Below are 25,974 nucleotides of genomic sequence, written 5' to 3'. Positions count from 1 at the left end.
TTGTGTCAGCATGATGCATAAGCAAACATTTTCTTGTTGACCTATGTTTGCTTATAAAACGCCATCATGCTTGAAGAACTCAAAAATAAAGTAAAATCAAGAGCAGGAATCTATAATACCTCTCCGGCCGACTGTAAAAAAATCGTTGATGATATTTTTGAAAATACCCATAAGAAAATTAGCGTAACCACGCTTAAACGCTTCTTCGGATTTGCCTCTATAAAATATAAACTCTCAAAATATACGCTCACTGCATTAACAGAATATATTGAAAGCGACTGTACTGTTATGCTAAATACTAAAATTAATCCAGCTAATGGAAAGATAAAAGACCATAGCCAGATTCAATTTGATCTGCATGATGGAAGCCTTCAATTGGGGAATTGCGTAAACATTTCGGATCTGGACAACATTCAGGAATCAGAAAAAAAGAACGTTCCAATAAAAATAAAGCTCACCAAAAGTCAAGTAAAAGATGTGGTAAAAAGCATAAACAAAAAGGCAAAATAAACCCTTCTACTCTAAGGCTGGCATCTTTTTCTGAAGGGAAAAAGCGCCTCAAGCCTTTTCGTAGAAGGTATATTTTGTGTCAGCATAATGCATAAGCAAAGTTGACTAGCCTTGTTTATTGGTAAAACTTTGTGTTATAAGCATAATGTTTAAGCAAGCTGGCGAATCCTGTTTATTAGCAAAGCTGCATACCAATAGTGTCATTCATGGTGGTATTTTAGTTCGTCGTGTTGTACAACAAGCCGTTCGTAAACCTACAGCTCTGGCCAAATGCTTGAAAAGGAAATTTGGTTTCTCCGAAAAGGCATAGGAACTTTGCCTTCTTCAGGCAAAGATTCCAGCCTTAGAGGAGATGCCTAATTTCCTCCCCCTCCAAGGGAGCGATAAAGCGCTATCACCGCCTGCCATTGTTGCAATTTATCATCTACATCTTCCAATTGTGCAGCCAGCAAATTCTGCTCCGATGTCAATACATCCGTATAATTAGTTGCAGAGCTATAGCGTAAGAGTTTCTTTGTAAAATCAACAGACTTTTGAAGTGCCGTCAATTGTTTCACACGAATACTTTGTTGCTTGATAGCCGTTTCGTAAGCAAAAAGTGCATTAGAAACCTCCTCACCTGCTCCTAACAATGCTTTCTGGAAATTCAATGCAGCTTCCTGCTGTGCAGCTTTAGCTGTTGTTAATCTAGCTTTATTTACACCTTTACTAAATATAGGCTGTGCAATTCCTGCGGCAATATTACCGAACAAGCCATCTGGGGTTAACCAATCTTTTAAACTAAAGCTGGTAAAACCACCAGCAGCGGTTAAGCTGATAGAAGGATAAAATAGTTTTCTTGCTACGTTCGTATTTTCAGAAGCAGCCATAAAAGCATATTCTGCTTGTTTTATATCAGGTCTGTTTTCCAGCAATTGGATTGGAACACCTGTGTTTAGATCAACAACCAGCCGTTGATCCTTTAAAGAAGTCCTGTTCACCGGGCCAGATGGTTTTGCCAGCAAGCCATTCAAATTGTTTTCAACTTCCCTGATCTGTTTCTTCAACTTAGGGATAGCCACTTCTGCAGCATACATACTCGCTTCACTCTGCACTTCCGCAGCACCGGTCACAATGTTCGCAGCTTTCAATGATTTCATAGTATGTACATCAGTTTTCCTATTGCTTACCGTTTGTTCGAGGATACTTAACTGCTGATCCATGGCCAACAATGTAAAATAACGATTAGCAATATCTGCTATCAATTGAGTTTGAATCGCTTTACGTGCTTGTTCAGTTTGTAGCATACTTGCCAGGGCGCCTCTTTTGGCACTTTTCAGTTTACCCCATATATCTGCCTCCCAGCTTGCAGTCAGACCTAAATCGTACTGAGTAGAAGAGTTGATGATACCAAATCCCTGCGGAAAGGCAAGTTTAGACTGCTTAACACTGGCACTGCCATTCAAGTCAGGCAAAAAAGCTGCACGACTTTGTCTAAAATTAGATTCAGCTGCGATAATGCGTTGATATGCAATCTTAAGATCAATATTTTGCGCCAGGCCTTCTTCAATTAATCCAGATAATACGTTATCAGAAAATAACCTCTTAAAAGACAATGAAGCTACATTACTGGTATCTGTACCAGTATAATCCCGGTACAGATCGGCCGTATTTAAGTCTGGCCTTTGGTATGGTTGCGATACCTTACAAGAAGCAAGGATGAGCAACAATAAAATTCCTATGTATGATTTCATTAATGTATATTTTAAATTATTCGTTTTGTTATTCCACCTCCTTAACTTTCGGACCACCGCTAACCTTTTCCTGTAGCGATTGGAAAACCACAAACAGCACTGGAATTACAAACACGCCGAAGACAGTTCCAATCAACATCCCGCCTACAGCTGCAGTCCCTATGGAACGATTACTGATGGCACCAGCACCGGTAGCCAACATCAATGGCAACAAACCGAAAATGAAGGCAAAAGAAGTCATCAGGATAGGTCGTAATCTGGCCGTTGCACCTGCAATGGCCGACTGGATTAAATTCCTTCCGCTCAACCTGTGCATCAGCGCAAACTCAACAATCAGAATTGCATTTTTAGCCAATAAACCAATGAGCATAATCAAACTGATTTGCAGGAATATATTGTTATCCAGGCCGAATAAACGGGCAAACAAGAATGCACCGGCCAAACCAATTGGCAAAGAAAGCAAGACTGAAAACGGTAATATATAACTCTTATATTGCGCACTAAGCAGGAAGTAAATGAACAGTAAACTCAGGATAAAAATCAGTAGCGTTTGGTTTCCACTGGAAAGCTCTTCCAACGTTAAGCCAGAAAACTCAAAGGTATAACCCTGCGGTAAAGTTTGTGCAGCAACTTCCTGTATCGCTTTAATCGCATCTCCTGAACTGTATCCAGGTTTTGGCGCACCATTAACAGCACCTGCGGTAAATAGATTAAAACGATTAATAAACTCAGGTCCATAAGTCTTTTTAAGCGTTACAAATCCTGAAATTGGAGCCATTACACCTTTCTCATTCCTTACAAATATTTTGCTTAATGATTCCTTATTCGTCCTTTGTGAAGCCTCAGCCTGAATCATCACTTTGTATTGCTTACCAAAGCGGTTAAAATCCGATGCATAAATACCACCCAGATAACCTTGCAATGTTTCCAATACGGTATTTACCGCCACACCAGCTTCTTTACACTTCGCTACATTTACACTCACTTCATACTGAGGGAAACTTGTATTATAAGATGTAGCCGCGTACATAATCTCAGGACGCTGATTCAAGGTTCCCATAAACTTGCCGATTACCCCATCAAAAGCTTTATAACTTCCACCTGTTTTATCCTGCAACTGGAATTCAAAACCATCATTATTACCAAAACCTTGTAATGTAGGTGCGGCAAAAAAGATAATATTAGCGCCTTTAATATTTGCTGTTTTAGCAAATAATTGACCCACAACGGATTTAATATTCTGTCCTTTTTTTGTACGTTCTGCCCATGGCTTCAATCGTATAAAAATAGCAGCATATGAACTTCCCGTTCCACTCATCAGATCCATACCTGCAAGTCTCGATGATAGTTCTACTTCAGGAATGGAACGTGCAATACTGTCAATCTGATCCGCAATCTCCTCCGTCCGTTCCAGCGAAGTAGCTGGCGGAAGAATCACGTTTCCATAAATAGAACCACTATCTTCATTCGGTACAAATCCTGTTGGAGTCGTTTTTACCAGGAACCAAAACAATACCGAGAACAATGCAATACCTGCAAATGCTACCCATTTTTTATTGATCAGAAAAACTACAGACTTTTTATAACGGGCAGTCATGGCCGTAAACGAAGCATTAAAACTAGCGTAGAACCTTTGCATGAAACCCTTTTTAGGTTGATCATGTGGCTGATGAGGTTTTAATAATAAAGCACATAAAGCCGGACTCAAAGTCAAGGCATTAACAGCCGATATGATAATTGCCACTGCCAGGGTTAAACCGAACTGTTTGTAAAATACCCCTACCGATCCGGTCACAAATGTTACCGGAACAAATACCGCAGCCATGATCAATGTAATAGAAATAATGGCGCTACTGATCTCGCTCATGGCGTGCATCGTTGCTTTCTTAGCTGATTTAGCCCCCTGATCTAATTTCGCATGTACCGCCTCTACTACTACAATCGCATCATCCACCACAATACCAATGGCCAACACGAGGGCAAATAAGGTCAGCAGGTTAATGGTAAAACCAAATAACTTCAGGAAGAAGAAAGTTCCAATAATCGCTACAGGCACTGCAATAGCAGGAATCAATGTAGAGCGGAAATCCTGTAGGAAAATGAAAACCACAATAAATACCAGGATAAAAGCTTCGATAATGGTAAAGATCAGCTTAGAGATGGAAGCATCCAGGAACTCATTTGCATTGGCAAATACACCGATCTTAATTCCTTTCGGGAAGGTTTTTTCAGCATCCTTCAGGATCTTTTCACACTGTTTAATGATTTCGTGTGCATTGGATCCTGAAGTCTGACTTACCGCTACATACGGCGACTCCTGTCCTTGTGCTGTCAAGGTACTTGAATAAGTAAATGAGCCAAGGTTAATGTCGGCTACATCCTTTAATTTCAGCACTTGCCCACTACCAACAGATTTAAGGATAATGTTCTCAAATTCCACAGCCTTTTCAAACCTACCCGTATATTTTAATGTATACTGGAAGTTCTGATTACTGTTCTCACCAACCTTACCTGGTGCAGCTTCAATATTCTGCTCAGCCAATGCATTCACAATATCACTCGGAATAAGACCATAAGCAGCCATCGCATCTGGCTTTAACCAAATCCGCATGCTGTAATCCTTACCACCGTATACCTGAGCATCTCCAATTCCCTGGATTCTTTTAATCTGAGGAATAATATTGATTTTCAGATAATTATCAAGAAATTTCTGATCATATTTCCCATCTTCACTATACAGCAGAAAACTAAAAACCTCACTATTCAACCTTTTACTGGTCGTAATCCCCATTTTTATCACCTCTGCAGGCAATAAGCTGGTTGCTTTAGTAATCCTGTTCTGCACGTTAATTGCAGCCATATCAGGATCTGTTCCTTGCTTGAAATTAATCGTAATGCTGGCACTTCCATCATTACTTGCTTTGGAAGTCATGTAAGTCATATTCTCGACACCGTTGATCTGTTCTTCCAATGGTGTGATTACACTTTTCATCACTACGTCGGCACTTGCACCCTGGTAAGCCGTACTCACCTCAACTGCGGGCGGCGCAATATCCGGGTACTGAGATATGGGTAGCGAAAACAAACCCAATAAGCCCAGTATGACAATGATTATCGATATTACAGTCGATAATACGGGATTGTCTATAAACTTTTTTAACATAATTGTTTAATATTTGAATCAATTATTCTTTTATTTCTTTTCGGCAACAGGCTTTATTTTGGTGCCTTCCTGCAATGTCCCCATGCCTTCAGTTACTACCTGATCTCCTGCATTCAAACCCTTTTTTACCACATAGAATTCTCCAGAAGGCGCATCCATAATCTCTATTTCGACAGGCTTCACACTCCCGTTTTTAGCTACGACAACCGCCATCATTTTCTCCTGCATTTCATAGGTCGCTTTTGATGGAATCAGTACCGCATCTTTTACAATCACAGGAATACTGATGGTTGCGCTAGCTCCACTTCTGATGATTCCTTCAGCGTTTGGAAAAGCTGCTCTTAGATTTACCGCACCAGTTTCTGTGTTGATCAATCCTCCGATACTTTCCATCTTTCCTTTTTCCTTATAAGTAGTTCCATTGGCTAGTAAAAGTGTAACAGCAGGAAATTGCTTCAACTTATCGTCCATCTTTGTACCTGCAAAGTGTTCCGTGAAATCTAAAAACTGCTTTTCATTGAAGGAGAAATAGGCAAAAATCCTGGAAATGTTTGATACTGTAGTTAAAGGTTGAGGAGATGAACTACTCACCAGGCTACCAGTCTTATAAGGAATACTACCTACAACGCCATCTGCCGGACTATTGATTTGTGTGTACCCAAGATTGGTACGAGCATTTGCAAGGCCAGCACGAGCTTGTGCCAGAGCTGCTTCTTTAGCTTGCAAATTAAAATTAGCGGCTTTCAATTCATAGTCACTCACAATACCTTCTTTAACAAGAGGCATTGCTTTTTCTACCTGCATTTTTGCTGTATTTACTTCTGCTTCTGCATTTTTAATAGCAGCAAAGGCCGTTTTCACTTCCTGTTCGTATTGAGGTGCATTGATGCGAAACAAAGGTTGGCCCTTTTTTACAGAGGCTCCCTCATCCACAAAAATTTGTGCTACGAAACCATCCACTTTCGGACGAATCTCTATATTCTGTTGCCCTTGTATAGTGGCTGGATATTCTGTATTAATCACAGCTTCGCTGCTTTGTATTGTAACCACAGGGTATTCCTGGATGGTTTGCTCCTGGGCCACCTGTTGTTCCGGCCCACAGGCCTGCAATAAAAAAAGCAGGATTATAAATAGTGGTAATTGTACTGATTTCATAATAAATAAGTATTTGTTTTTGTTTAAAAAATTAGCCGACAAAGCTCCAGCACTCCCAAAAACCAAGGTTTCCGGACAGTCGGCAGTCATTAAAATTGTTACTGGATACCCGCTACGGCCAGGATTAAATTAGCGGTGCTCCGGTATGATAAAGGAGTATATTAACTTGCATGGTGAAACTATAAGTCCTTATATTCTTAATTGTACGGCAAAGTTAGTATTTTTGTCAATAAAACAACTAAACACTTGTTTTATTAGATTATGAAGACAAATCGTTTTTTAATGTTGTTGAAGACACGGGGTGCTTTAACGGCGGGAGAGATTGCTAAGGAATTGAAAATCACAACAGAAGGGGCGAGACTACAATTACTAAAGCTAACAGAGGAGGGGTTAATTCAATCCGTACACGAATCAAAAGGTGTCGGCAGGCCCACACAATATTTTAGCTTAAGTGAGCTGGGCAATAAAGGCTTTCCAGATACGCATGCAGAGCTCACAGTTAAACTCATTCAGCAGGTTAAAGAAACGCTGGGAGAAGAAGCACTGGAAATGGTCGTGTTTGCTGGTGAACAAAAAGCGAAACGCCGATACCATCAACAATTAAACCAGGTCAGTACCCTGGAAGATAAAATTCGACTATTAACTGAAATACGTAGCCGGGAAGGATACATGGCAGAATACACTAAAGAGGACAATGGTTATCTTTTTGTAGAAAACCATTGTCCCATTTGTGCTGCTGCACAAATCTGCCAGGGCTTTTGCACCGCCGAGCTCAACACTTTTAAGTTTGTACTCGGCGAAGATGTGAATATCTCGAGGGTCAATCACATCATTGCAGGTGACAGAAGATGTGCTTACCAAATTGTTCCATCAGAACATTAATAACATCTTACAGAAAATAAAGCTGCAGGTGTATTTTCAGAAGGATGTGTTAATTCTATGGTAATGGTACTTGTAAAAATAGCTTGTTCAAACACAATCGTATTTTTGGTTTGATAGTTATTTTCAACAGCATATAGTACATTTCCTTTATCATCTTTCACCTGGTAATTTCTCACGCAAAAAGGCATTGTGTTTTCCGGGTGGCCCATCAAAACCGTTTCCATCGGATGGTCGTAATCCGTATCAAAAAACAACTCTATACTAGATACCTTTTGCTCCTTTTCCCATTTTAAGTTAATTGTTGGCTTTGTATCAGATAATGAAGCAACCCATGCATTTGGTGCTGTTGTAGGTCTGAATACACCAGTCTTTATATTGGCGGGAACAAACTTAGAAAGTCCAGGCTCAATTTGTAGGGCAAGGTTATGTCCTTCAGGTCTACGCTGTGGACACCAGAATTCAAATTCATCAACACCTATATCTTCAGTCGGAGTCTGCTTTCCGTAATTGGACACCGCCTTATTTACCAGATTAAATACTGATAGTACTCCGGTAACACGATGTTCAGAGCAATGAACCTTAACAGATGGATTCTTGTGCAGTACCATGAATACATACGCATCTTCTTCCAGTGTACTACTAAATTCAACCTTTAATTCGTTCTTACCTTTTTTAATCTCCAATACTTTACTTTCCAGTATGACATCTGGCGTGTAATTTCCTGATATACCACTTATGCGGAGTTCAATTTCAAGCCTTGTATCAACATCAGAGTCTGTATAGAAAGCAATCTGCGGCACCTTTCCTTTATCCAATGGAAGCATTTGCCCCATCGATATATCCAGATTTTTTAATAAACCAGCAGGCAATTCATTCAATACATATTCGCTTGAGGCAGAAACCTCAGCAGATTGTACCAGGTCTTCCTCATCTGTTAATTCCAGTCCGGGAATATGCTGACCACTTTTCAGCAGTTCCTTTTGCAACGTCCCCATAAGGTTATCTGCTAATAATTCCGCTGGATTCAATCCATTTTGACCTGCTATAAATGCTGCCATACCTACAGCCTGACCAACATGTGCTGCTGTAGCCATTACCCTGGTCGACGCGAATGCAACGTGGGAAGCACTGATGATCCTGCCCGTTAAAAAGAGGTTTTTGACATTTCTACTGTATAAACAACGATAAGGAATCTGATAAATACCTTTACTATGCCATTGGTTACAACCCGGTTTTTCGCTAAACACACCGTCGGCAGGATGAAGATCTATCGACCAGCCGCCAAAAGCTACTGCATCTTTATGTGTGTGTTGTGATACAACATCCTGCTGACGAAGCATATAATCGCCTTCAAAACGACGGCTCTCTCTTTTTCCTGGGATAGTTCCTACCCATTCTAATGTCATCGTTTCGGCTTCTGGGAATTCACCTGAATTCTTGATGTAATCCCATACACCATACACCACTTTCCAAAGCTCCCATTTAATCTTTTCTGTATCATGTACAGTATCTAATCTTCCGCCATACTCCAGCCACCATAATTTGCAACCATATTCTTTGGCATTGAAGCTCTTAAAACGAGGAATTTCTTTTGTAATATCAGTTAAAGCAAAATCTGGTGCAACAAACTTCACCGGTTTACCAGTGTCTTTACTGTAGAAATACAAGCTATGACCAAGGAGTTCACCATACTCTTTAGTAGGTGCAAACTTCTCCCCAAACTCTTCCTTACTCTCTGCCCCCATTCTAAATGCAGCTCCAGCTAAGAAGCCGACAATTCCATCTCCCGATGCATCACAAAATAGCGGTGCTGAGATGACATACTCCATGGAGTTCTGACTACAAAATGCTTTTACTGATGAAATAGTGTCCTTATCCAATTTATGAACCTCATAAACAACGGTATTTAATAATAATGTGATATTAGGTTCAGCAATTACTTTATCCAATAATATGGTATCAAAAAGCAAGGGGTTTCCTTCTTTATTCCGATAAGTATTTTCTACCAGGATTTCATCAATAACACCTCCCTCTCTACTCCACCTGTTGTTATTACCCATGTGGGATGTAGCACCCAGAATCCATAAACGGACTTCACTTGAGGAGTTTCCACCCAAAACAGGCCTGTCTTGTACAAGAACAACTTTAACACCTTTACGTGCAGCTGTAATTGCCGTACAAACGCCAGACAAACCACCTCCAACAATTACAAACTCTGTACTTAATTTTTCAGACATCAAGCTACGGACATCTGTTCCTTCTGATTTTATCATAGTAAATATTTGGGTTGCCCCTGGGTTATTATATATAAATTAAACTGACTTCTTTCGGGAAGCCCTCAATGGAATAATTGAACTCATTAAAATGACAGTAGCAATAATGGCTACCATGCCTGTCCCTTTGGTTGTAAAAGCACATAGGATATATAGCAGTAGACCTATAAACGCCAATGAAAATGAAATGACTTGCAGACCGAATTTGTTCTGTCTTTTAATCTCTTCTACCTCTGCTTCATCTACTTCATATACAGCTGCCGCACGAACGGCTTTAAGCTCCTGTAATTGTAAATATTCGGCACTTACATTTCCTTTATAAGCAGCATACAATTCATAAATTAATAATAATATAAATGGTAACAGTACACCCAACAACATCTCATTTGCACGGTCAAGTTTATAATCCATTAAATAAGGAAGAGCGATTTTAAAACATAAATTAACCGCCAAACTAATCATGGTAATGAAAACCGTAGCCTTACCAGTGATGCGTTTAGAAAACAAAGCCCATATTGGCGGTGCTAACAATGGCCCACCTGTAATTGCACCAACACTTAATGTAAATTCTACAATGCCACCGATGTAAGGCACAATAAGCGCAATTATAATCATCCCAAAACCAAAGCCCCAGGAAGAGGTACGGGCAATCTTCATTAACTTTTCATCAGAGGCTTTAGGATTAATTGTCCCTTTGTAAATGTCATTGGTAAACACAGCTGACACTACATTTAAAGCTGTATTTGCAGATGCTGAAGTCGAAAAATACATCCCTGTCAGGATCAATCCCATTAAACCTGCCGGTAATACTTTCTGACAAACCATCAGATAAGCATTTTCTGTCTCCAATCCAGTTAATCCAGGATTAATTGTTTGATAGATCATTGGAGGTAACATCCATAAAACCGGACTGATGATATACAATCCAGCAAATAGAAAGGCTACTTTAGAAGCAGATTTTGGCGTATCGACACTGGTATATCTTTGTACAAATGTCCAGTTCCCACCAATATAGAAGATATGATAAACGGCATATGCAAAAATAAAAGCCCAGGTATATTCCCCATTTACCAGATTAAAGAAATCATCAGGAACCTTATTAAGGAATGTATTTACACCTCCGGCTTCTGTAAATGCTAAAGGAATAATCAGAAGAACGGCAGCTGTAAGAATTACAAACTGTAAAATATCAGTCACCATAACAGCCCATAATCCTCCTACGGCAGTATAGGCAATCATCAATATCCCTAAAACAAGAGTAACAGGGATTAGTGGAAATTCTAAAGATGAGCCAACCAGCTTAGACACTGAGTATAAAACCGATCCTTTGATGAACAGTGATACCAGCATGAAAATATAAATAAAACTCTTTTGTACATGTGCCCCCAATCTATCTTTGATGAACTCAGCTGCAGTAAGACTTCCTGTTCCTTTCCATTTCGGGGCGATGTATAAACCTACTATTAAGCCCCCTATACACATGGTCCACTGAATGGTGACAGCTACCCATCCATATTTATAAGCTATTGATCCCCATACGACAAAAGTGCCTGCAGAGAAAAAGCTCATGAAAAGTGATAAGCCGCCAATAAACCATGGTACGGCCTCGCCACCCGCAAAGAATGATTTCAGGTTTCGTCCTGTTCGTGAAAACAGTAAACCGATAACCATAATAAACACTGAGAAAATGACGATAACTGAGGTATCAATTATTGAATTCATGTATTGGTTTATTTATTTGTGTTTAAATTTTTAATTGTTTTATCCGCTACTGTTTTCAAATAAGCAGCAAATTCAGCTGGAACTTTATTTGGTACATACTCTAGTTTTAATGGAGATTCCTTAAACAAAACTGCATACCAGATTAATGAACCAAGATATCTGCCTGCTTCATTGGCATGATTTGCATCAAATGCCATCTTATCATTTTTCCATGAATAGCCCATGTTAAGAGAGTTTGCCTGGTTAGGCAGATTAGGATTCACAGGATTTGTATAGTCAAAATCAGCATCCTTTTTATACCCAAATACTTTGTCCGAAGCCACCGTATTAAAGGCATCACCCACAGGAAGAATACTGATACTCAACTGTTTTGCAATGGTATGATATGCTGCTCTTGACCGCTCCCACATCTCTGTGTGGTTTTTAGCCAGTTGACCCGGTGCTATCCGACCAAATTTCAAAGCATCACTTCTGTAAGCCCATGTCTGGTGGATAAGAATCTCAACATTCGGTTGAAGCTTCTTAATATAGTCGTATAACTTTTTAGCATATGGGCTATAACTTTCCAAATCTGCAGAATAATAAGAAGCCTGCTGAATGGTAACAACATCCCAGGTTCCTTCCGATAAAAGCATACGTAGTGATTTCCCCTTATAAGGTTTCCCTTTAGGGTCTTCAGGATTGGCTTCAGCAGCCTCTACATACCCCCAGTGTTGTGCTAATGTATGTCCACCCAATTCAGCCCTGCCTATTGTTAGCTCTACTCCTTTTTCTTTTGCAAAGTTTGGTAAATACGCCGATGCATTTTGAGAAAAACTGTTACCAATAATAAATAGCCTTAAACTTTTAGGCCCTGCTTGCCCATATGCAAAACCAGTACTGAGGCAGAAAATGAGAAGTAAACTTTTAATGTATTTCATCTTTTATGATTTTTATGTTTTATACTGTTATTATCTGGATTTCATTATTTAATCACTTTCCCTCTTAGTAAGAGCTTACCTATATACACTGTTGTTTTATTATACTTATCAGGATTATTGCCAATGTCCTCCAATTGATTTGGCCCTAGTATAGCTCTCTTATCTGCCAGAACTGGAGAAATGCTAAACTTTACAGTGTGTATTCCCGTTGGCAATTCAATAAACTCTGCCTGTCCTCTATAACGATTATTACAAAAGGAATTAAACCTGTTAACCTGGCCTAAAGAATTGCTTTCCTGACTTGCCTTTAGTGCAAGCGTTCCTTTTTGTTTTTGAAGAGTAACAGGCTTACCATCAATTTCCAAAACCAGCTGTCCAACTTCCGGACCACCGATATCAAAAAAGCCGATCATATTTCCATCAAACTTAAATGTGAAAGAATCGCCGGCCGATTCTGCCTTCATCACATAAGGAAACCAGTCCGAGAATTGTTTGAATGAAGGGAAGCCCATTGGATCAACTTTACTCCATCCTATGCTAAACTTTGCTATATCCAATGGAGCAAACATCTTTGCATCTTCCCAGTTAGTTGCCAATAATGGCTGTGGGAGTTTATGTTTCAGCTCTTTTGCATGAGTTTTCATTTTTAGAAGAGAACGGGCAATAGATTGTGCGTATAGATTACCACCTGCGACTAATGGATGTGTACCATCATTTGAGAAAATGATCTTATCCGTATCAGTGCCATTTGCTGCTTTCCACAATAACTTTTGATCTTGTTCTAAGGCACTTGCCTCAAGTCCCATATGTACTGAGGGAATCTGATAATGATCAGCAATCTTTTCCAAACCCAGAATATTATCTGGAACTTTTCCTGAGGCATAAATTTTAGACTGTCCGTTAAATATGCTGTAAATCATGCAGATATCTGTACTTGGATTCGCTTTCCAGATCTGACGGATCATGCCCTCCATTCCATCTGGAAAAGCATTGTTAACAGCGAATTCGATGAATACCAAATCTGGCTTAAATTGTATAACCTGCTCTTGTATTCTACAAGCACCCAAATCTGTTCCAGTACCAGCAATACCAGCGTTTATAAACTTCAATTGAAGTCCGGGGAACATGTTTTGTATAAATTTTGCAGACTGCATTCTATACAAATTGCTTCCCCTGGTAATACTTCCTCCAATATAAGCTACTACCAATTCTTTTTTCTCTCTTGCTTTATTGAAAAAATTAGGTAGCCCATCTCTTAAATAGCATTCCTGATTACTGTTAAAATCACCAGGAATTATCGTCGGAACATCATTACCACTGGGATCAAAGAATAAAGGCATTGCTCCAGTTTGACTTGCAGCAATGAGCCTTTCTCTTTCCAAAGTTTCCTTATCTGTGCTCTGCGATTTAACTTTAAAACTAAAAAACAAGGTGTTCATCAGCATCACACATCCAAAAGCAATTATAAACTTTGTACTCAATTTCATATCCGATTACTTTACACCCTCAAAATCTATATGTGCCTGTCTCACTTCGCTGCCTTTACCTTTCAATTTCAAATTGATAGAAATAGGCTTTTCTGGATCCAAACGATTAAATGACCATTCAAAAGGATAAGCATTACGTTTTTCCATTGTCGCGCCATCTTCATTCAACTCAAGTTCAGCCTCTACTCCAGGTGCTGGAGGTGTACTTAAATAGGCATAAATAGAATCCCAACCAAATGGAGAGCGGATTCTGAATGCATAAAGCTTGCCCCATGGCGCACCAAGATCAACTTCCTGCAAACCATTTTTAACAGGCTTTAGTTCTTTCGTAACCTTAGGGGAAGCCAATGGAAATGAATAAGCGGTTATGCCTTTACCAGGTATTTTCGCATTCATTTTATTTCCTTGCATAGATAAACTACCTGATTCTGCAGTTGCTCCCTTATACAGTTTAATACCAGCATTTTTTACACCTGTCTGCAGCAAATCTATTCCAAGTTCAATATTTTGTTCCTGAGCAGACTCGTTCAACAATACTACCCAGAAACGATCATCTGATATACCCGTAAGATAATTTACAGATGGGTTATTCAATGTTACCAAACCCTTTTTCAGCCAGATCTTCACATTTTTATCATCAAAAATGGTTCCCTTGCCTCCGCCATAAATACGATTATTGAACCAAACAAAACCCTCTTGTTTTCCCCATGGAAAACTGATTGCAGATTTAGATCTTTGCACAGCCTCGGTAACAAGGAAGTCTAAACTAAATGCAAGATGAGGTGAAATGTGGTGGTAATAAATAGAATTGATGTCCGGTCCTTTATAAGGGTAATTCTCTCTGTAAGTAAGATCAGTATATCCCGTTGCATAATAACCAGGATAATTTGTAAACCTACCTATGATTGAATTTCTTGCATACACTTCAAATATCTTACGCTCGGTATCGGCCGACAAACGCAACAAATGTGGCGCCCATGTTGACATAAAAATATGGCGAACATTCTTTTTGGGAAGGAAGAAGGTAATAGGCTGTTCAAGGCCAAGTCCGACTGGTGACACTAAAGATTCTGGAACCTCCTTGGCTTTCACATCTCCATTTTGTCTGGGGAAACCTAGACGGAATTTTTCGCCGTCTTTCCACCATAAATTGGTATTGCCTTCATACTTATCACCTTCATGAATCAATTGCATTTTATGCTCCACCTGAGGGTAAGAACGTATACCTGCCAAAGTAAAATAAGAGGCATACTCCGCTGCATTCAAAAATGTTTTATCCTTACTTACTTCATAAAGATCTGTTAAGTCCCACCAATACGGGTAAAATGAAGTGTTATAAAATGGCTGAGCTGTTAACAGGTTTGTCTTTTGACCATACACTTCTTTCGCAACAAATTCTTTCGCATTAGAGACTGCAGCTGTTAACCATTTCTTATCTTTTGTTAATCTATAAGCAGCAAGCTCCTGGGTCCATGCCGGAAGATTGACACTATATCCCGAAAGCTTTCTAGGTTGTTTATCTGGCATTGCCACATCCACGATCCAGGGGTTCTTGTACTCCAGTAATTGAGCTAAAGACTCAAAGTATGCAGTATTAAACTGCACGTTTTTATATGGGTTTAATTCAAGAGATGCAGCCGTACGATTGTAGGGTGCCCCCGCAGCTTTTGCCCATCTAAATGCACTGCGCGACAAAGTATATTCTATTGTCGGCAAAGCACGACTAATATAAAGTTCTTCATCTTTACCCATCACTGCGGCAGATATTACTGCCAGTGGAGATGATTGGGCAACAGTTGGTGCAATCTTCGGATCAGCCTCGATATCAAAAAAACCTTTTAAAGGAGCACTCCAGCCCGAAGCATTGTCATTTTTAATGAGATCGATGATATTGAAAACCGCATTTGTTAAAGACGTTGAATCTTGAACCCTATAATCATTAACCTTAAAAATTGAATTGGATGCATATTCCAGGGCTCCGCTCCATTTATCGGCAACTGCACCAATATTAAATGATCTGGTTAATGATTGTCCTACAGAAAGCTTAGAATCTTCCAGTCCTAAAACCGGGGAGAAAGCGATAGGTTGCACCTTATTGAATTCATTTTTTAAAGAAAAACCGATTCTTGAAGTAATATCCTTTACCCAGTCTACCGGAAAATCTGTTAAAGCACCAGTAATAAAATAACTTAATGGCTTTTTATTTTGATTAACCTCCACTATTGCCAATGGCTGTGGTGTCATAGCACCAGGAATTAACATTGGTCCTTCCGGCAAACGTTTATAGTTAAACATTGGTGGAAGCTGTACATTATTCACACTCGCCTCCGGACTATCCTGAAAGGCTGAAACAACGAAACTGTAAAATCCCGGTTCAGTAGCTTTATAAGTTAAACTAAGTTCTGAATGTGACATTCCAGGTTTAAGTGCCCAACGACCGGTTACTTCCGCTCCTGTTCCCGTTACATAAGTAACCAATAACTCATTGGCCGACACCTGTTTTACAGCTTTCGCTTCGCACAACAGTAGTTCTCCGGATAGAAAAGGATTTTTCGCTCCATTCTGATCTATCGTTTGGTAATTCTTTCCATTAACAACGAATTCAGTTAAGCTTTTGGAATTTTTCCAGAAACCGAAATAAGCACCAAATTCGATCTTTGCTTGTTTAGCAGATAACAGAAATATTCTATGTTCTTCCACTTTATCATTTAAGCTGGTCCAAACTTTGTCCTGTAAAATTTGGGTAGTAGATACAATCCTGGTCTTCCCTGTTTTAGCATCTACTGCCTCTTCAAAGCTTATCTTGATATTGTTATTTTGAAGTGATCCTAAAGCTTTTTCCTTTTTTACAAAAGTGAATGGGCTTTCCATTTTTGATGCGGATGCATTCTCCTTTACCTCTACAGGCTTTAAAGAAAAAGTATTTAGAGAAGCATTCATTTTGTTGGGATTAAACGCTTCATCAGTAGTAAGGAAAATAGCATCACATCTGGCGAAGTTTAATTTTGTATTCTTTAATCTCAATACTGTTTGTCCGATCTCAAGATCAGCTACACCTACCTTTTCCCATTCATAACCCTCTTGCAAATGCATACCTGACTCTTTAGCCATAGGCTTTTCATTCACATACAAATGATACCTTCTGGTTCCAGGATTGTTTTGTGCATAATCTCTTGATCTGGTCCAGACAACATAGTTGCCTTTAGTTTTGATATCGATTACAGTAAGTGCATCAGCTGTTACTTCTTTATTGTTAGCACCCAATAAAGCACCTTTTCCAGATACATTTGTACCTGCTTCTTTGGCAATTGTCCAACCTGCAGGGAATTGAAAATCTTCCGCTTCAATCAAATGATGTATTTTCTGCTGGGCCGAAACATCTTTTACACCGAGAATAGTATAAACTAATGCTGAGTACAAGAAAGTCCGACAACTGAATCTATATATTTTATTCATACTCTTTTTAATAAAGTACTTCAATAACTTTTAAACCATTAGGAGCAAAGTCGATATTTAATGATTTGCTAGTATCTACGATAGCTCCTTTTTTACCCTCAGCATCTATAAATGCAGCACTCTTTATTTTAGTGCCTGAGGCTCCCGGAATTTTTTCTATATCAATTTCAACCTTTGTTTTAAGGCTATTTACACTATTGTTCAACAGGATCAGATAACATTTTTTCTCATCACTATTCATGGCGATGACATGATCTATAACTGGATGCTCAGCTTTTAAAAGACCATCAATTAGCTTTAATGAAGCTACGTTACCATATACTTTGCCAGGTGCAAATCCATAACTTTGATGCGGACCAACTTTTGGAGTGATAAAGCCACGAGGAAAGCTAATTTGGTTCTGACTACGAAGTTCTACTTCCGCCATTAAGTAATCCGTTATCCAGCCAATCTGCCACCATGCATGATGAGGGAATGAACCAGGACCGGTATCCATTTTTGTCCAGTAATACGAAGCCACATTTGTACTTTTATCTACAAAAGCATCTCTTCCCCATGCGGCCGCCCTTGCCATATCTAAATAGATCTGATCCTTAGTAAAGTTGTACATACGCACAAACATTCCTGCATGACTCGCTAATAGAATTGGCCCCAATGAATTCGTTGAACCAATATTACCCCCATGTTCAAAGCTTAAACCAACCTGGCTAAGTTCCCAGTCTTCTCTCTTTACTCCTTTAACAGTTTTAACTTCTTTTGTTGGGATGGGATGGGTATAAATAGATGTTGTATAATAACGCGCAGTTTTTATTGCTGCATTTAAATAAGCATCCTTTTTGGTCAGATCGTAAAGGTCTAATAAGGCCTGAACACTTTGTCCTGTCGCAAAATCAGGTACAAATCTGGTATCACCACAAACACCTAAGAAGTGACCCTTTTCAACCGCATTTTTAATGTACCAATCAGCACCTTTAGCTGCCGCATCAAGGTATTTTTTATCTCCCAAAATACGGTATGCGACTACAAGACCATAGAATGTCGGTCTCAAGTCTTCAAGCTCATTAAACAGCTGCTTATGTGTAGCTCTGTCATAAGCTACTACCCATCCTCCAGACGGATTCTGCCATTTCATCAATCGTTCAGCACCTTGTTTTAAACGATTTTTCAATTCTTTATCCTGAGGTTCAAACAGCAATACATTGCCAATATCCATCATGGTATAATAAGTTAAACCAATAGGCTCAACATATGGTCCCCATTCCTCAGTAAACTTCTTACTTTTAGTCAGATAATACTGTCCAATTGCAGCACCCTGCAAAAAACCAGGTTCATCTTCTTGTTGAAGCAATTTGAAATTTCGTGCATATGGTAATCTGTCTGCTTTTAAAGCACTATCATCTGCAATTTTAGCAAGCATCCACATTGCACCATAATCAGAGTTTTTCATGGCATCTTTTTCAGAACCAAGGACACCGCCCAGATAAGCTTGTGCACCAATTGTTAAGCCCTTATATTGCTCAGTCTTCCACATGGATGTTTTCGCATCCATCAGATAGGTATGCATAGCAGATATTCTATCCGTTAATGATTGAGCAGTTTGTTTGAGTGATAAAAAGTCTTTAAAACGATAAACATCATTAACCGCATGTTTAAATACATCATACCAATCAGCCACTTGCAAGGTATACCTGAATGTAAAACTTGTACTCTCACCTTTCTTCAGATAAGAACCTTTTTCTCCCAGTACAGGGTGATATATGGTAGGACTAAGTTGTGCTTTCCTATTCATTAACGACAAGCCTACTTTCCATTCTGTATGAGTACTCTTATCTTTTTCCCAAGGGTTTCTTCCTACAGAAGGATCGGGAATTACAGCCATTGTGATACCATTTTTTAAGCTCATTAATGGTGAAAGTGTACTCGCAGCACGTTCTCTTACAATAACAGGTTTGTCTGGAATCCCTTGGCCATAAGCATAAGCCTTAACAAAATCAGGCTCTACCGTTGCACCTTGAAAATACCCTGGAATTAAACCCCAGCTCAATTGATCTTTTGAAATATTGGCAAGTGTAGGACTGGCTACAGAAAAGTACCCATCCTTATTTGCGATTAAAGTTAATGTCACCAAAACATCAGTAGGATATTTCGGGTCAATTTTCCATTCTGCTTTCGTTTTCGCAAGTCCAGACTCGTCAGAAAACAAAAGCGACTGATCTGCCCCCTTAGTTACATTTTTAGGATAAAAATGATACGCTTCACCAGCAGTATTTAACTGAACAGGACTAATAACACCTTTCCAATGTGAGACTGCATATCTATAAATAGGCTCAGGAAAATCTATTTTCTTACCATTTTTATATAAAGTTGAGTTTGTGTCAGCAGGCTTTGTTGCAGCATAAAGTATAGTATATCCTCCGTCTGGAACAGACATGTCTACCCATCGGTCCTTACTTTTAACCTGAATGGCAGCAAACTTCCATTCTTTGAATTTATTTTCCCAACGTAAATTTAATGATGTTCCCTTTAGTACTATGCTATTGTCAGCTTCCCAACTTATACTAGTGATGGCTATTGATAAACAGCAAAACAAGGAGATATAAAATAGATACTTTCTAACTATCATGGATATTGCGGTATTAGCTTGTCAGATTTTATTGAGTTACTGTTATTGTCAGTTCTTTAACTACTTCTTTTGAGGTTTTTCCTATCATGTTAGATGCTAAGAAAGAAGCTTTATACACACCAGCCTTGTTGTACTTATAGTTAAAATCATTCCTTGGTGCACTTATGTTTTTAAGTACAAAGCCGACATCAGATTTGATAAAGTTCGGATCTAACTGTTTTGATATTACCCAATCTTCATTATCATCAGCTCCAATTGGCCCTCCATACATCAGCAGTTGAGCAGTCGTAATCGTCCAGACATTTGTAGGGTTTTTAACACTTACACTAACCCACCCTGCATCAGCCATCACTGCCAAAGGAGTGACAACATCATTACGTACTGTACCAGCATTAAATGTTCTGATTACCCACCTGTTTTGCTGTGCTGTGGTACTTTTCACATCTGTATATTTGAAAGCAATATTAACCGGTTTCCCCAGGTCAGAGAATTCTGACAGGTCGATAACACCCGATGGCGTATTGTCTAATCCCATCGAAAACACAGCACGATTGGTAATATCTGTCCATTTGGCATTCTCAACTGTACTCGCATCTATTTTCCCAGCTATATCAGTAGTTACAAATAAGGACAAGTTACTGCGCGTTCCCCATTGCACAAGCGATGTAAATTGAATTTGAAGCTTACCTGGTAAATTCGTACGATTACGATATTCATACTTCTTCCCATCTTCACCAGAATAGAAAGTAATATTGTCAGGATTTCCGGAGAATTGAAATGCAATTTCTTCCCCTACCTTTGCAGTTACTGATGATGCAGAGACATTAAATTTTGGTTCTTCTACTTTCTCTTTTGAACATGAAGAAAGTAAGATAAATAGCGTACCGATGACGAAAGTTTGATATTTCATTTTTCTTGTATTTATTTTAAAACAGCCTACCATCCTGGATTTTGATCATGAACACCGATATTCGGGTTAAGTACTATTTCTGAATTGGGAATAGGTAAAAGCAAATTCCTTACGGTTACATTTTTACCTGCAGACCCTGCATATCTCCATTTTGTTGGAGCCGTAGCTGTTTCTGTTACCAATGAGGCCATTTTTGAAACATAGATACCCCAACGTTTCAGATCATGCTGTCTCATTCCTTCAAAAGCAAATTCCCTGGCCCGCTCATCCTGAATTGCTTCAAGAAACTTAATCTTCGACAAGCCTGTAGCAATATCAACTGTAGGTGATGCCTGGTCTACCGGTTTATTATATCCTCTTCTTCTAACCATATTCACATAGGTTTCAGCTTGTAAATTGGGTGCTCCATAAACTTCATTATAAGCTTCAGCATACATCAGTAACACGTCTGAATATCTCAATGCAGGAAAATTAACTGAGTTAAAACTCTTTGTTTTTGGAGCTACAGTTTCATATTGACGACGCCATTTACCTATGTTACGATCATAAATCTCAGCACTTGTCCAATACGTTTCTGTAGTCACATTATCAGTAGTTGTATATTTAAATGGAGCGATAGACCAGTCGCGACGAACATCATTTGCATTATACAAATTGTATAATCTTGCTGTAACGTTGATAGGTCCTGTTGAATATCCCGGGTTAGTCATATCAGTACTGGTAATACCATTGCTAATACCCAATGTACCACCCTGCATAATATTACCCGTATTATTTCCATAAAAACCTATTTCCCAGATGCACTCCTTTGGATCTGTAATGTCTTTAGCTGCATTGATAAATATCTGTTTGAAATCTGGATTCAATGCATGTCTGCCAGAGTTAATCACTATTTCAGACCATTTTAATGCTTCTGCATACTTTGAATTGTCATTCAACTGCTGACCAGCCATGGTTAAACAAACCTTCGCCAATATTCCTGCTACTGCAGATTTTGTAATCCGTTCAGTATACTCAAGACCTCCACTTACTCCATCCTTTTTAATATCCAACACTAGTGGATAGGCTTCGGTCATATCCTTTAGAATCTGATCGTAAACATCTTTTACAGGTGATCTTGGAAGGGCTTTTTCAACAGGGTTTTTGCTGGAAACCAATTTCAATGGAACAGCACCGAAATTATCAGCAAGAAGGAAATAATAATATCCTCTTAAAAACAATGCTTCACCATGAATAGCAGCTCTTTTTTGTTCATCCATCTCAGGCTTGTTAATGTTTTCGAGTAACAAGTTTGCCCGGTCTATCCCTTGGTAACAAGCTTCCCAAAATCTTCCTACATCAACATGAGCAGCATCAAAGTCAAGGACAAAAATGGAACTCGTTGAAACATTTCTATAAAAATACTCGTCGCTTATCGACAAATAGGTGAATAAACCCCTTCTATAAGTTCTTTCATCAGCAAGCTTATTATATACTCCTGCCAGGGCAATATTCATCTCACTTTCAGTATTAAAATAATTTTCAGGTGTTTTAAAATCTGTTGGCTCTAAATCCAGGAACTTTGAACATGATGTAAAGGAGGATATGAGCAATATGCCAAATAAATAAATAAAACTTTTCATATAAAATTGATTAGGATTATAGCGTAAGGTTGATTCCAAAAGTGACAGTTCTAGCCTTTGGATAAGCAGACCAGTCGAACCCAGGTGTAAGTGCTGATGCAAAAGTAGATACCTCTGGATCTAGCCCCGTGTAATTTGTCCAGGTATAAAGGTTTTGCCCAGAAGCATACACCCTTAATGTTTTAACCTTAATGCGTTTAAGCAGTGAATTATTAAAAGTATAGCCTAGTGCAACTGTTTTTAATCTAAGATAGGAACCATCTTCAATTGTTCTTGAAGAATATACTAAAGGCCCCTGTCCATACACTTTATAAAGGTCATTCGTTTGATTTTCAGGTGTCCAACGGTTAGCATAAGAAGCAAACATATTTAAAGAGTTACGATTTTCACCACCTTCAAATACTATTCTATTTGCGTTCAGCAGGTCATTACCGTAAGACCATTGAAAAAACACATTTAAATCAAATCCTTTATAGGTAAAGTTGTTTGAAAATCCACCTGTATGAGTAGGATTTGGATTTCCAATAATTGTCTGATCAAAACCATCAACCACACCATCGCCATTAAGATCTTTGTATTTTATAAATCCAGGTTGAACAGTGGCACGCGACTGGCCATTATTAGGGATATTATCTTTCAATACATATGTACCATTTGAAAGCTGATTGAAATCACTATACTGATACACACCATCCCAAACATATCCATATAACAATGCAATTGGTTTCCCAGGAATTGCAATATACGGATAGGCATTGCTAAAATTACCCCAGTTAATTCTGGATAAAATAGAAGGATCTTCCTCAGTAAGCGCTAACACTTTATTTCTGTTAAATGAAATATTGAAATTTGTATTCCATGAGAAATTCTTGTTTTTTATGTTTACCGTATTTATTGTAAACTCAAAGCCTTTGTTGCCTACTTTACCAACATTTCTCAAACCATTAAGATAACCTTGAGAAGGCGCCAAAGAAGAGTTCAGCAATAAATCATAAGTTTTCTTGCTATAGTAATCTGCAGTAATGGTTACCTTATTTTTAAATAAACCTAAATCAATACCTATATCAGCCTGACTGGTAGTTTCCCATTTCAAATCTTTATTTCCTAAAGTGAATGGAACAATACCATTCATTGCAGAATTATTAAAGTTATAGCCAGAGCCATTGTTAATTTGCATGGCCAGCACATTTGCATAATCTGATACACGATTGTTTCCAGTCAAACCATAACTAGCACGAACTTTAGCACTTGAAACGAATGAAAGATTTTTCATAAAATCTTCCTCGCTAAATAGCCATGCCGCAGATCCGGAAGGAAAGTATGCCCATCTATTTTGAGAAGCAAATTTTGAAGAGCCATCAGCTCTAAAACTTGCTGTTAAAAAATATCTTGATCTATAGTTGTAATTCAGCCTGGTTAGAAATGACATTAGTGCTGATTTTGAACTACCTGATAACAATCTGAAAGGGATTCCCTCTTCTATCCCACTAATACCCAATGACTCATTAGGCAACATACTTGCACCAAATCCTGAATTTGAATTAGATATTTCCTGAAGAGAGAAACCAGCTACCGCATTTACATTATGAACTTTATTAAAGCTCTTTTTGTAAGTCAATGTATTTTCATTCAATAGATTTGTCACGTCGTAATGCAGAATTGAACCATTTACACCATTTACACTAGAGAGTGGATTACCGGCGCGAGTATTTGAATTGTTAAATATTTCTTTTTTAGTACTTCTATTTACAATACTTCCCGTTGTCCTGAAAGTCAGATTATTTCCAAACTTATACTCAGCATAGGTATTAATACTCAAAGCATTTACATAAGAAGGATTGAATTCATTTGTAGTAGATATGAATGGATTAATCCTATACTCTGCAGTAGGATCAATCTCTGGGTCAAATGGTTCTTCTAAAAGCTGCTCGTCCATTAAAGGATCACCAGTAACCGGTCTATAGCCCCAAACACTATACATTAAACTTGCCGTGGCACTTCCATTCTGTTCTGTAGCAATTGTACCATATGTTTTTGTATTTGTATAATTCGCATTTACACCAACTCTCAATTTAGGTGTAACTGTTTGATCCAATACCACTCTACCTTGATAGCGACGGAAACCACTATTGATTATAATTCCTTGCTGATCTAACATAGAGCCGGAAATGGAGTACCTGGTTTTATCCGTTCCACCATTTAACGACAGAAAATGATTCTGTACATGACCAGTTCTATAAATTTTATCTTGCCAATTTATCCCTTCTACACCTTTATAATAGTCGAGGTCCCTCCCATTTTTTAAATAAATAGGTGTGTATACCGATGGATTAAATTCTATCTGGTACTTAACAAAATCATAAGGGCTCATCATTTTCTGTTGTCTGATGTTTTCCTGAACACCGAAGTAGTTCTGATAACTGATGGTAGGAGTCCCAATTTTACCCTTTTTGGTCGTAATGATAAAGACTCCATTTGCACCTCTGGCACCGTAAATAGCAGTAGCAGAAGCATCTTTCAATACTTCCATAGATTCAATTTCTGCCGGGTTAAGGGTGTTATTTTCCGGATCTTCCATTGGAAAACCGTCTATTACATACAAAGGGGAATTACTTTGAGTTACGGAATTATTCCCTCTAATCGTTATCTGTAAAGGCGCACCAGGCTGACCATCTGACGCAGACACATAAACCCCCGCAAGTCTTCCTCCCAATGCTTCTTCAAATGAAGCTACTGGTGCTTTTTGTAAATCTACCACATTAACAGAACCAACGGCTCCGGTTAAATCACGTTTAGTAGTCGTACCATAACCTACCACAATTACGTCGTCCAGCGTACTTGTACTGGATTCAAGTTTTACATTATATACGGTGGCAGTGGTAATCGGTACTTCCTTAGTAACAAATCCAGTATAGGAGAATACTAAAGTACCCTTCAATTCAGGAATTGAAAATTTAAAAGCTCCGTTACCATTTGTTTGAGTAACCGTGTTTGAGCCTTTTAGCCTGATGCTTACACCTGGTAAAACATCACCATTATCATCTCTTACCACTCCAGAAACATAAACAGCAACACTTTTTAGTAGCGCACCTTCATTATGACTTAAATAATTAGCCCTGGAAGACTGCTTACTTAGTGCAAAATTGCGTTCTGAATAATTAGCCGCCTGAACGGATAAAATACTCAAGACTGAACAGATAAATACAAAGTAAAATTTCATTACATACATTGATTAGTTTATAATTTGGCTTATAGAAGAGCGAAAGAGATGTCTAGAATTACATTGATCTTGACTGGTGGAGACGTTGTACAGAAATATGTAACGCTCGTTTTTTTGGTTAAAAATACATTGCTCATACTTGGTTTGGTCTGGTTTGGTTTTAACCGACATAACAAAAGTAGAAATTAATCTTAATTTTCAAACACAATTTGAATTTAATTATCACAACATCACTGTTACGAAGCCAAAATTCATCAACAAAAATCTTAAAATCAATCACTTACAACAAAACAAGAAT

General features: G+C 38.5%; 14 protein-coding genes. 2 read left to right on the top strand and 12 right to left on the bottom strand.

The genetic code is table 11. The annotated features are described in order from the left end of the window. Nucleotides 1–66: 66 nt before the first annotated feature. A complete protein-coding gene (locus WC623_RS06285) occupies nt 67–510 on the top strand; it encodes a hypothetical protein (protein WP_372849087.1) in 444 nt (147 codons plus the stop codon). A gap of 356 nt (nt 511–866) precedes the next feature. On the opposite strand, the gene WC623_RS06280 is transcribed toward WC623_RS06285, so the two are convergent. From WC623_RS06280 to WC623_RS06270, 3 genes are read right to left on the bottom strand one after another with little or no spacing between them, the layout of a single operon-like run. Next, nucleotides 867–2,243, bottom strand: coding sequence for an efflux transporter outer membrane subunit (locus WC623_RS06280; RefSeq protein ID WP_372849085.1), 1,377 nt, complete (start codon nt 2,241–2,243; stop codon nt 867–869). A gap of 28 nt (nt 2,244–2,271) precedes the next feature. Then, a complete protein-coding gene (locus WC623_RS06275; protein WP_372849083.1) occupies nt 2,272–5,406 on the bottom strand; it encodes an efflux RND transporter permease subunit in 3,135 nt (1,044 codons plus the stop codon). A 30-nt stretch (nt 5,407–5,436) separates the two neighbouring features. Then, nucleotides 5,437–6,561 (bottom strand): efflux RND transporter periplasmic adaptor subunit, encoded by a 1,125-nt coding sequence (locus WC623_RS06270; protein ID WP_372849081.1) that lies wholly within the window; start codon nt 6,559–6,561, stop codon nt 5,437–5,439. A gap of 282 nt (nt 6,562–6,843) precedes the next feature. On the opposite strand from WC623_RS06270, the gene WC623_RS06265 reads away from it, so the two are divergent. Next, on the top strand, nt 6,844–7,443 hold the full coding sequence (locus WC623_RS06265) for a helix-turn-helix transcriptional regulator (protein WP_372850556.1): 600 nt from the start codon (nt 6,844–6,846) through the stop codon (nt 7,441–7,443). Here the strand turns inward: WC623_RS06265 and WC623_RS06260 are convergent. Genes WC623_RS06260 through WC623_RS06220 form a run of 9 tightly spaced genes read right to left on the bottom strand, consistent with a single transcriptional unit; the run spans nt 7,440 to nt 25,643 of the window. Continuing rightward, a complete protein-coding gene (locus WC623_RS06260; protein WP_372849079.1) occupies nt 7,440–9,716 on the bottom strand; it encodes an FAD-dependent oxidoreductase in 2,277 nt (758 codons plus the stop codon). The genes WC623_RS06265 and WC623_RS06260 overlap by 4 nt on opposite strands. A gap of 39 nt (nt 9,717–9,755) precedes the next feature. Next, on the bottom strand, nt 9,756–11,438 hold the full coding sequence (locus tag WC623_RS06255; RefSeq protein ID WP_372849077.1) for a sodium:solute symporter family protein: 1,683 nt from the start codon (nt 11,436–11,438) through the stop codon (nt 9,756–9,758). Between the two features lie 8 nt (nt 11,439–11,446). Further along, complete coding sequence (locus WC623_RS06250) at nt 11,447–12,358, bottom strand: DUF4886 domain-containing protein (RefSeq protein ID WP_372849075.1); 912 nt, start codon at nt 12,356–12,358, stop codon at nt 11,447–11,449. A gap of 44 nt (nt 12,359–12,402) precedes the next feature. Beyond that, complete coding sequence (locus tag WC623_RS06245; RefSeq protein ID WP_372849073.1) at nt 12,403–13,845, bottom strand: SGNH/GDSL hydrolase family protein; 1,443 nt, start codon at nt 13,843–13,845, stop codon at nt 12,403–12,405. A gap of 6 nt (nt 13,846–13,851) precedes the next feature. After that, entirely contained in the window at nt 13,852–17,301 is a 3,450-nt protein-coding gene (locus tag WC623_RS06240; protein WP_372849071.1) for a hypothetical protein, read from the bottom strand. Nucleotides 17,302–17,308: 7 nt separating this feature from the next. Then, on the bottom strand, nt 17,309–19,924 hold the full coding sequence (locus WC623_RS06235; protein ID WP_372849069.1) for a beta-L-arabinofuranosidase domain-containing protein: 2,616 nt from the start codon (nt 19,922–19,924) through the stop codon (nt 17,309–17,311). Nucleotides 19,925–19,952: 28 nt separating this feature from the next. Then, on the bottom strand, nt 19,953–20,834 hold the full coding sequence (locus WC623_RS06230; protein ID WP_372849067.1) for a DUF5017 domain-containing protein: 882 nt from the start codon (nt 20,832–20,834) through the stop codon (nt 19,953–19,955). 26 nt (nt 20,835–20,860) lie between these two features. Further along, the gene (locus WC623_RS06225) at nt 20,861–22,456 is read right to left on the bottom strand and encodes a RagB/SusD family nutrient uptake outer membrane protein (RefSeq protein ID WP_372849065.1); all 1,596 of its coding nucleotides are present in this window, start codon (nt 22,454–22,456) and stop codon (nt 20,861–20,863) included. A gap of 16 nt (nt 22,457–22,472) precedes the next feature. Beyond that, nucleotides 22,473–25,643 (bottom strand): SusC/RagA family TonB-linked outer membrane protein, encoded by a 3,171-nt coding sequence (locus WC623_RS06220; protein WP_372849063.1) that lies wholly within the window; start codon nt 25,641–25,643, stop codon nt 22,473–22,475. Nucleotides 25,644–25,974 lie beyond the last annotated feature (331 nt).

The sequence above is a fragment of the Pedobacter sp. genome, from assembly GCF_041645105.1.
GTDB lineage: Bacteria > Bacteroidota > Bacteroidia > Sphingobacteriales > Sphingobacteriaceae > Pedobacter.
Note: the sequence above shows the minus strand (reverse complement) of the source record. Positions and strands in the feature narration are given on the sequence as shown.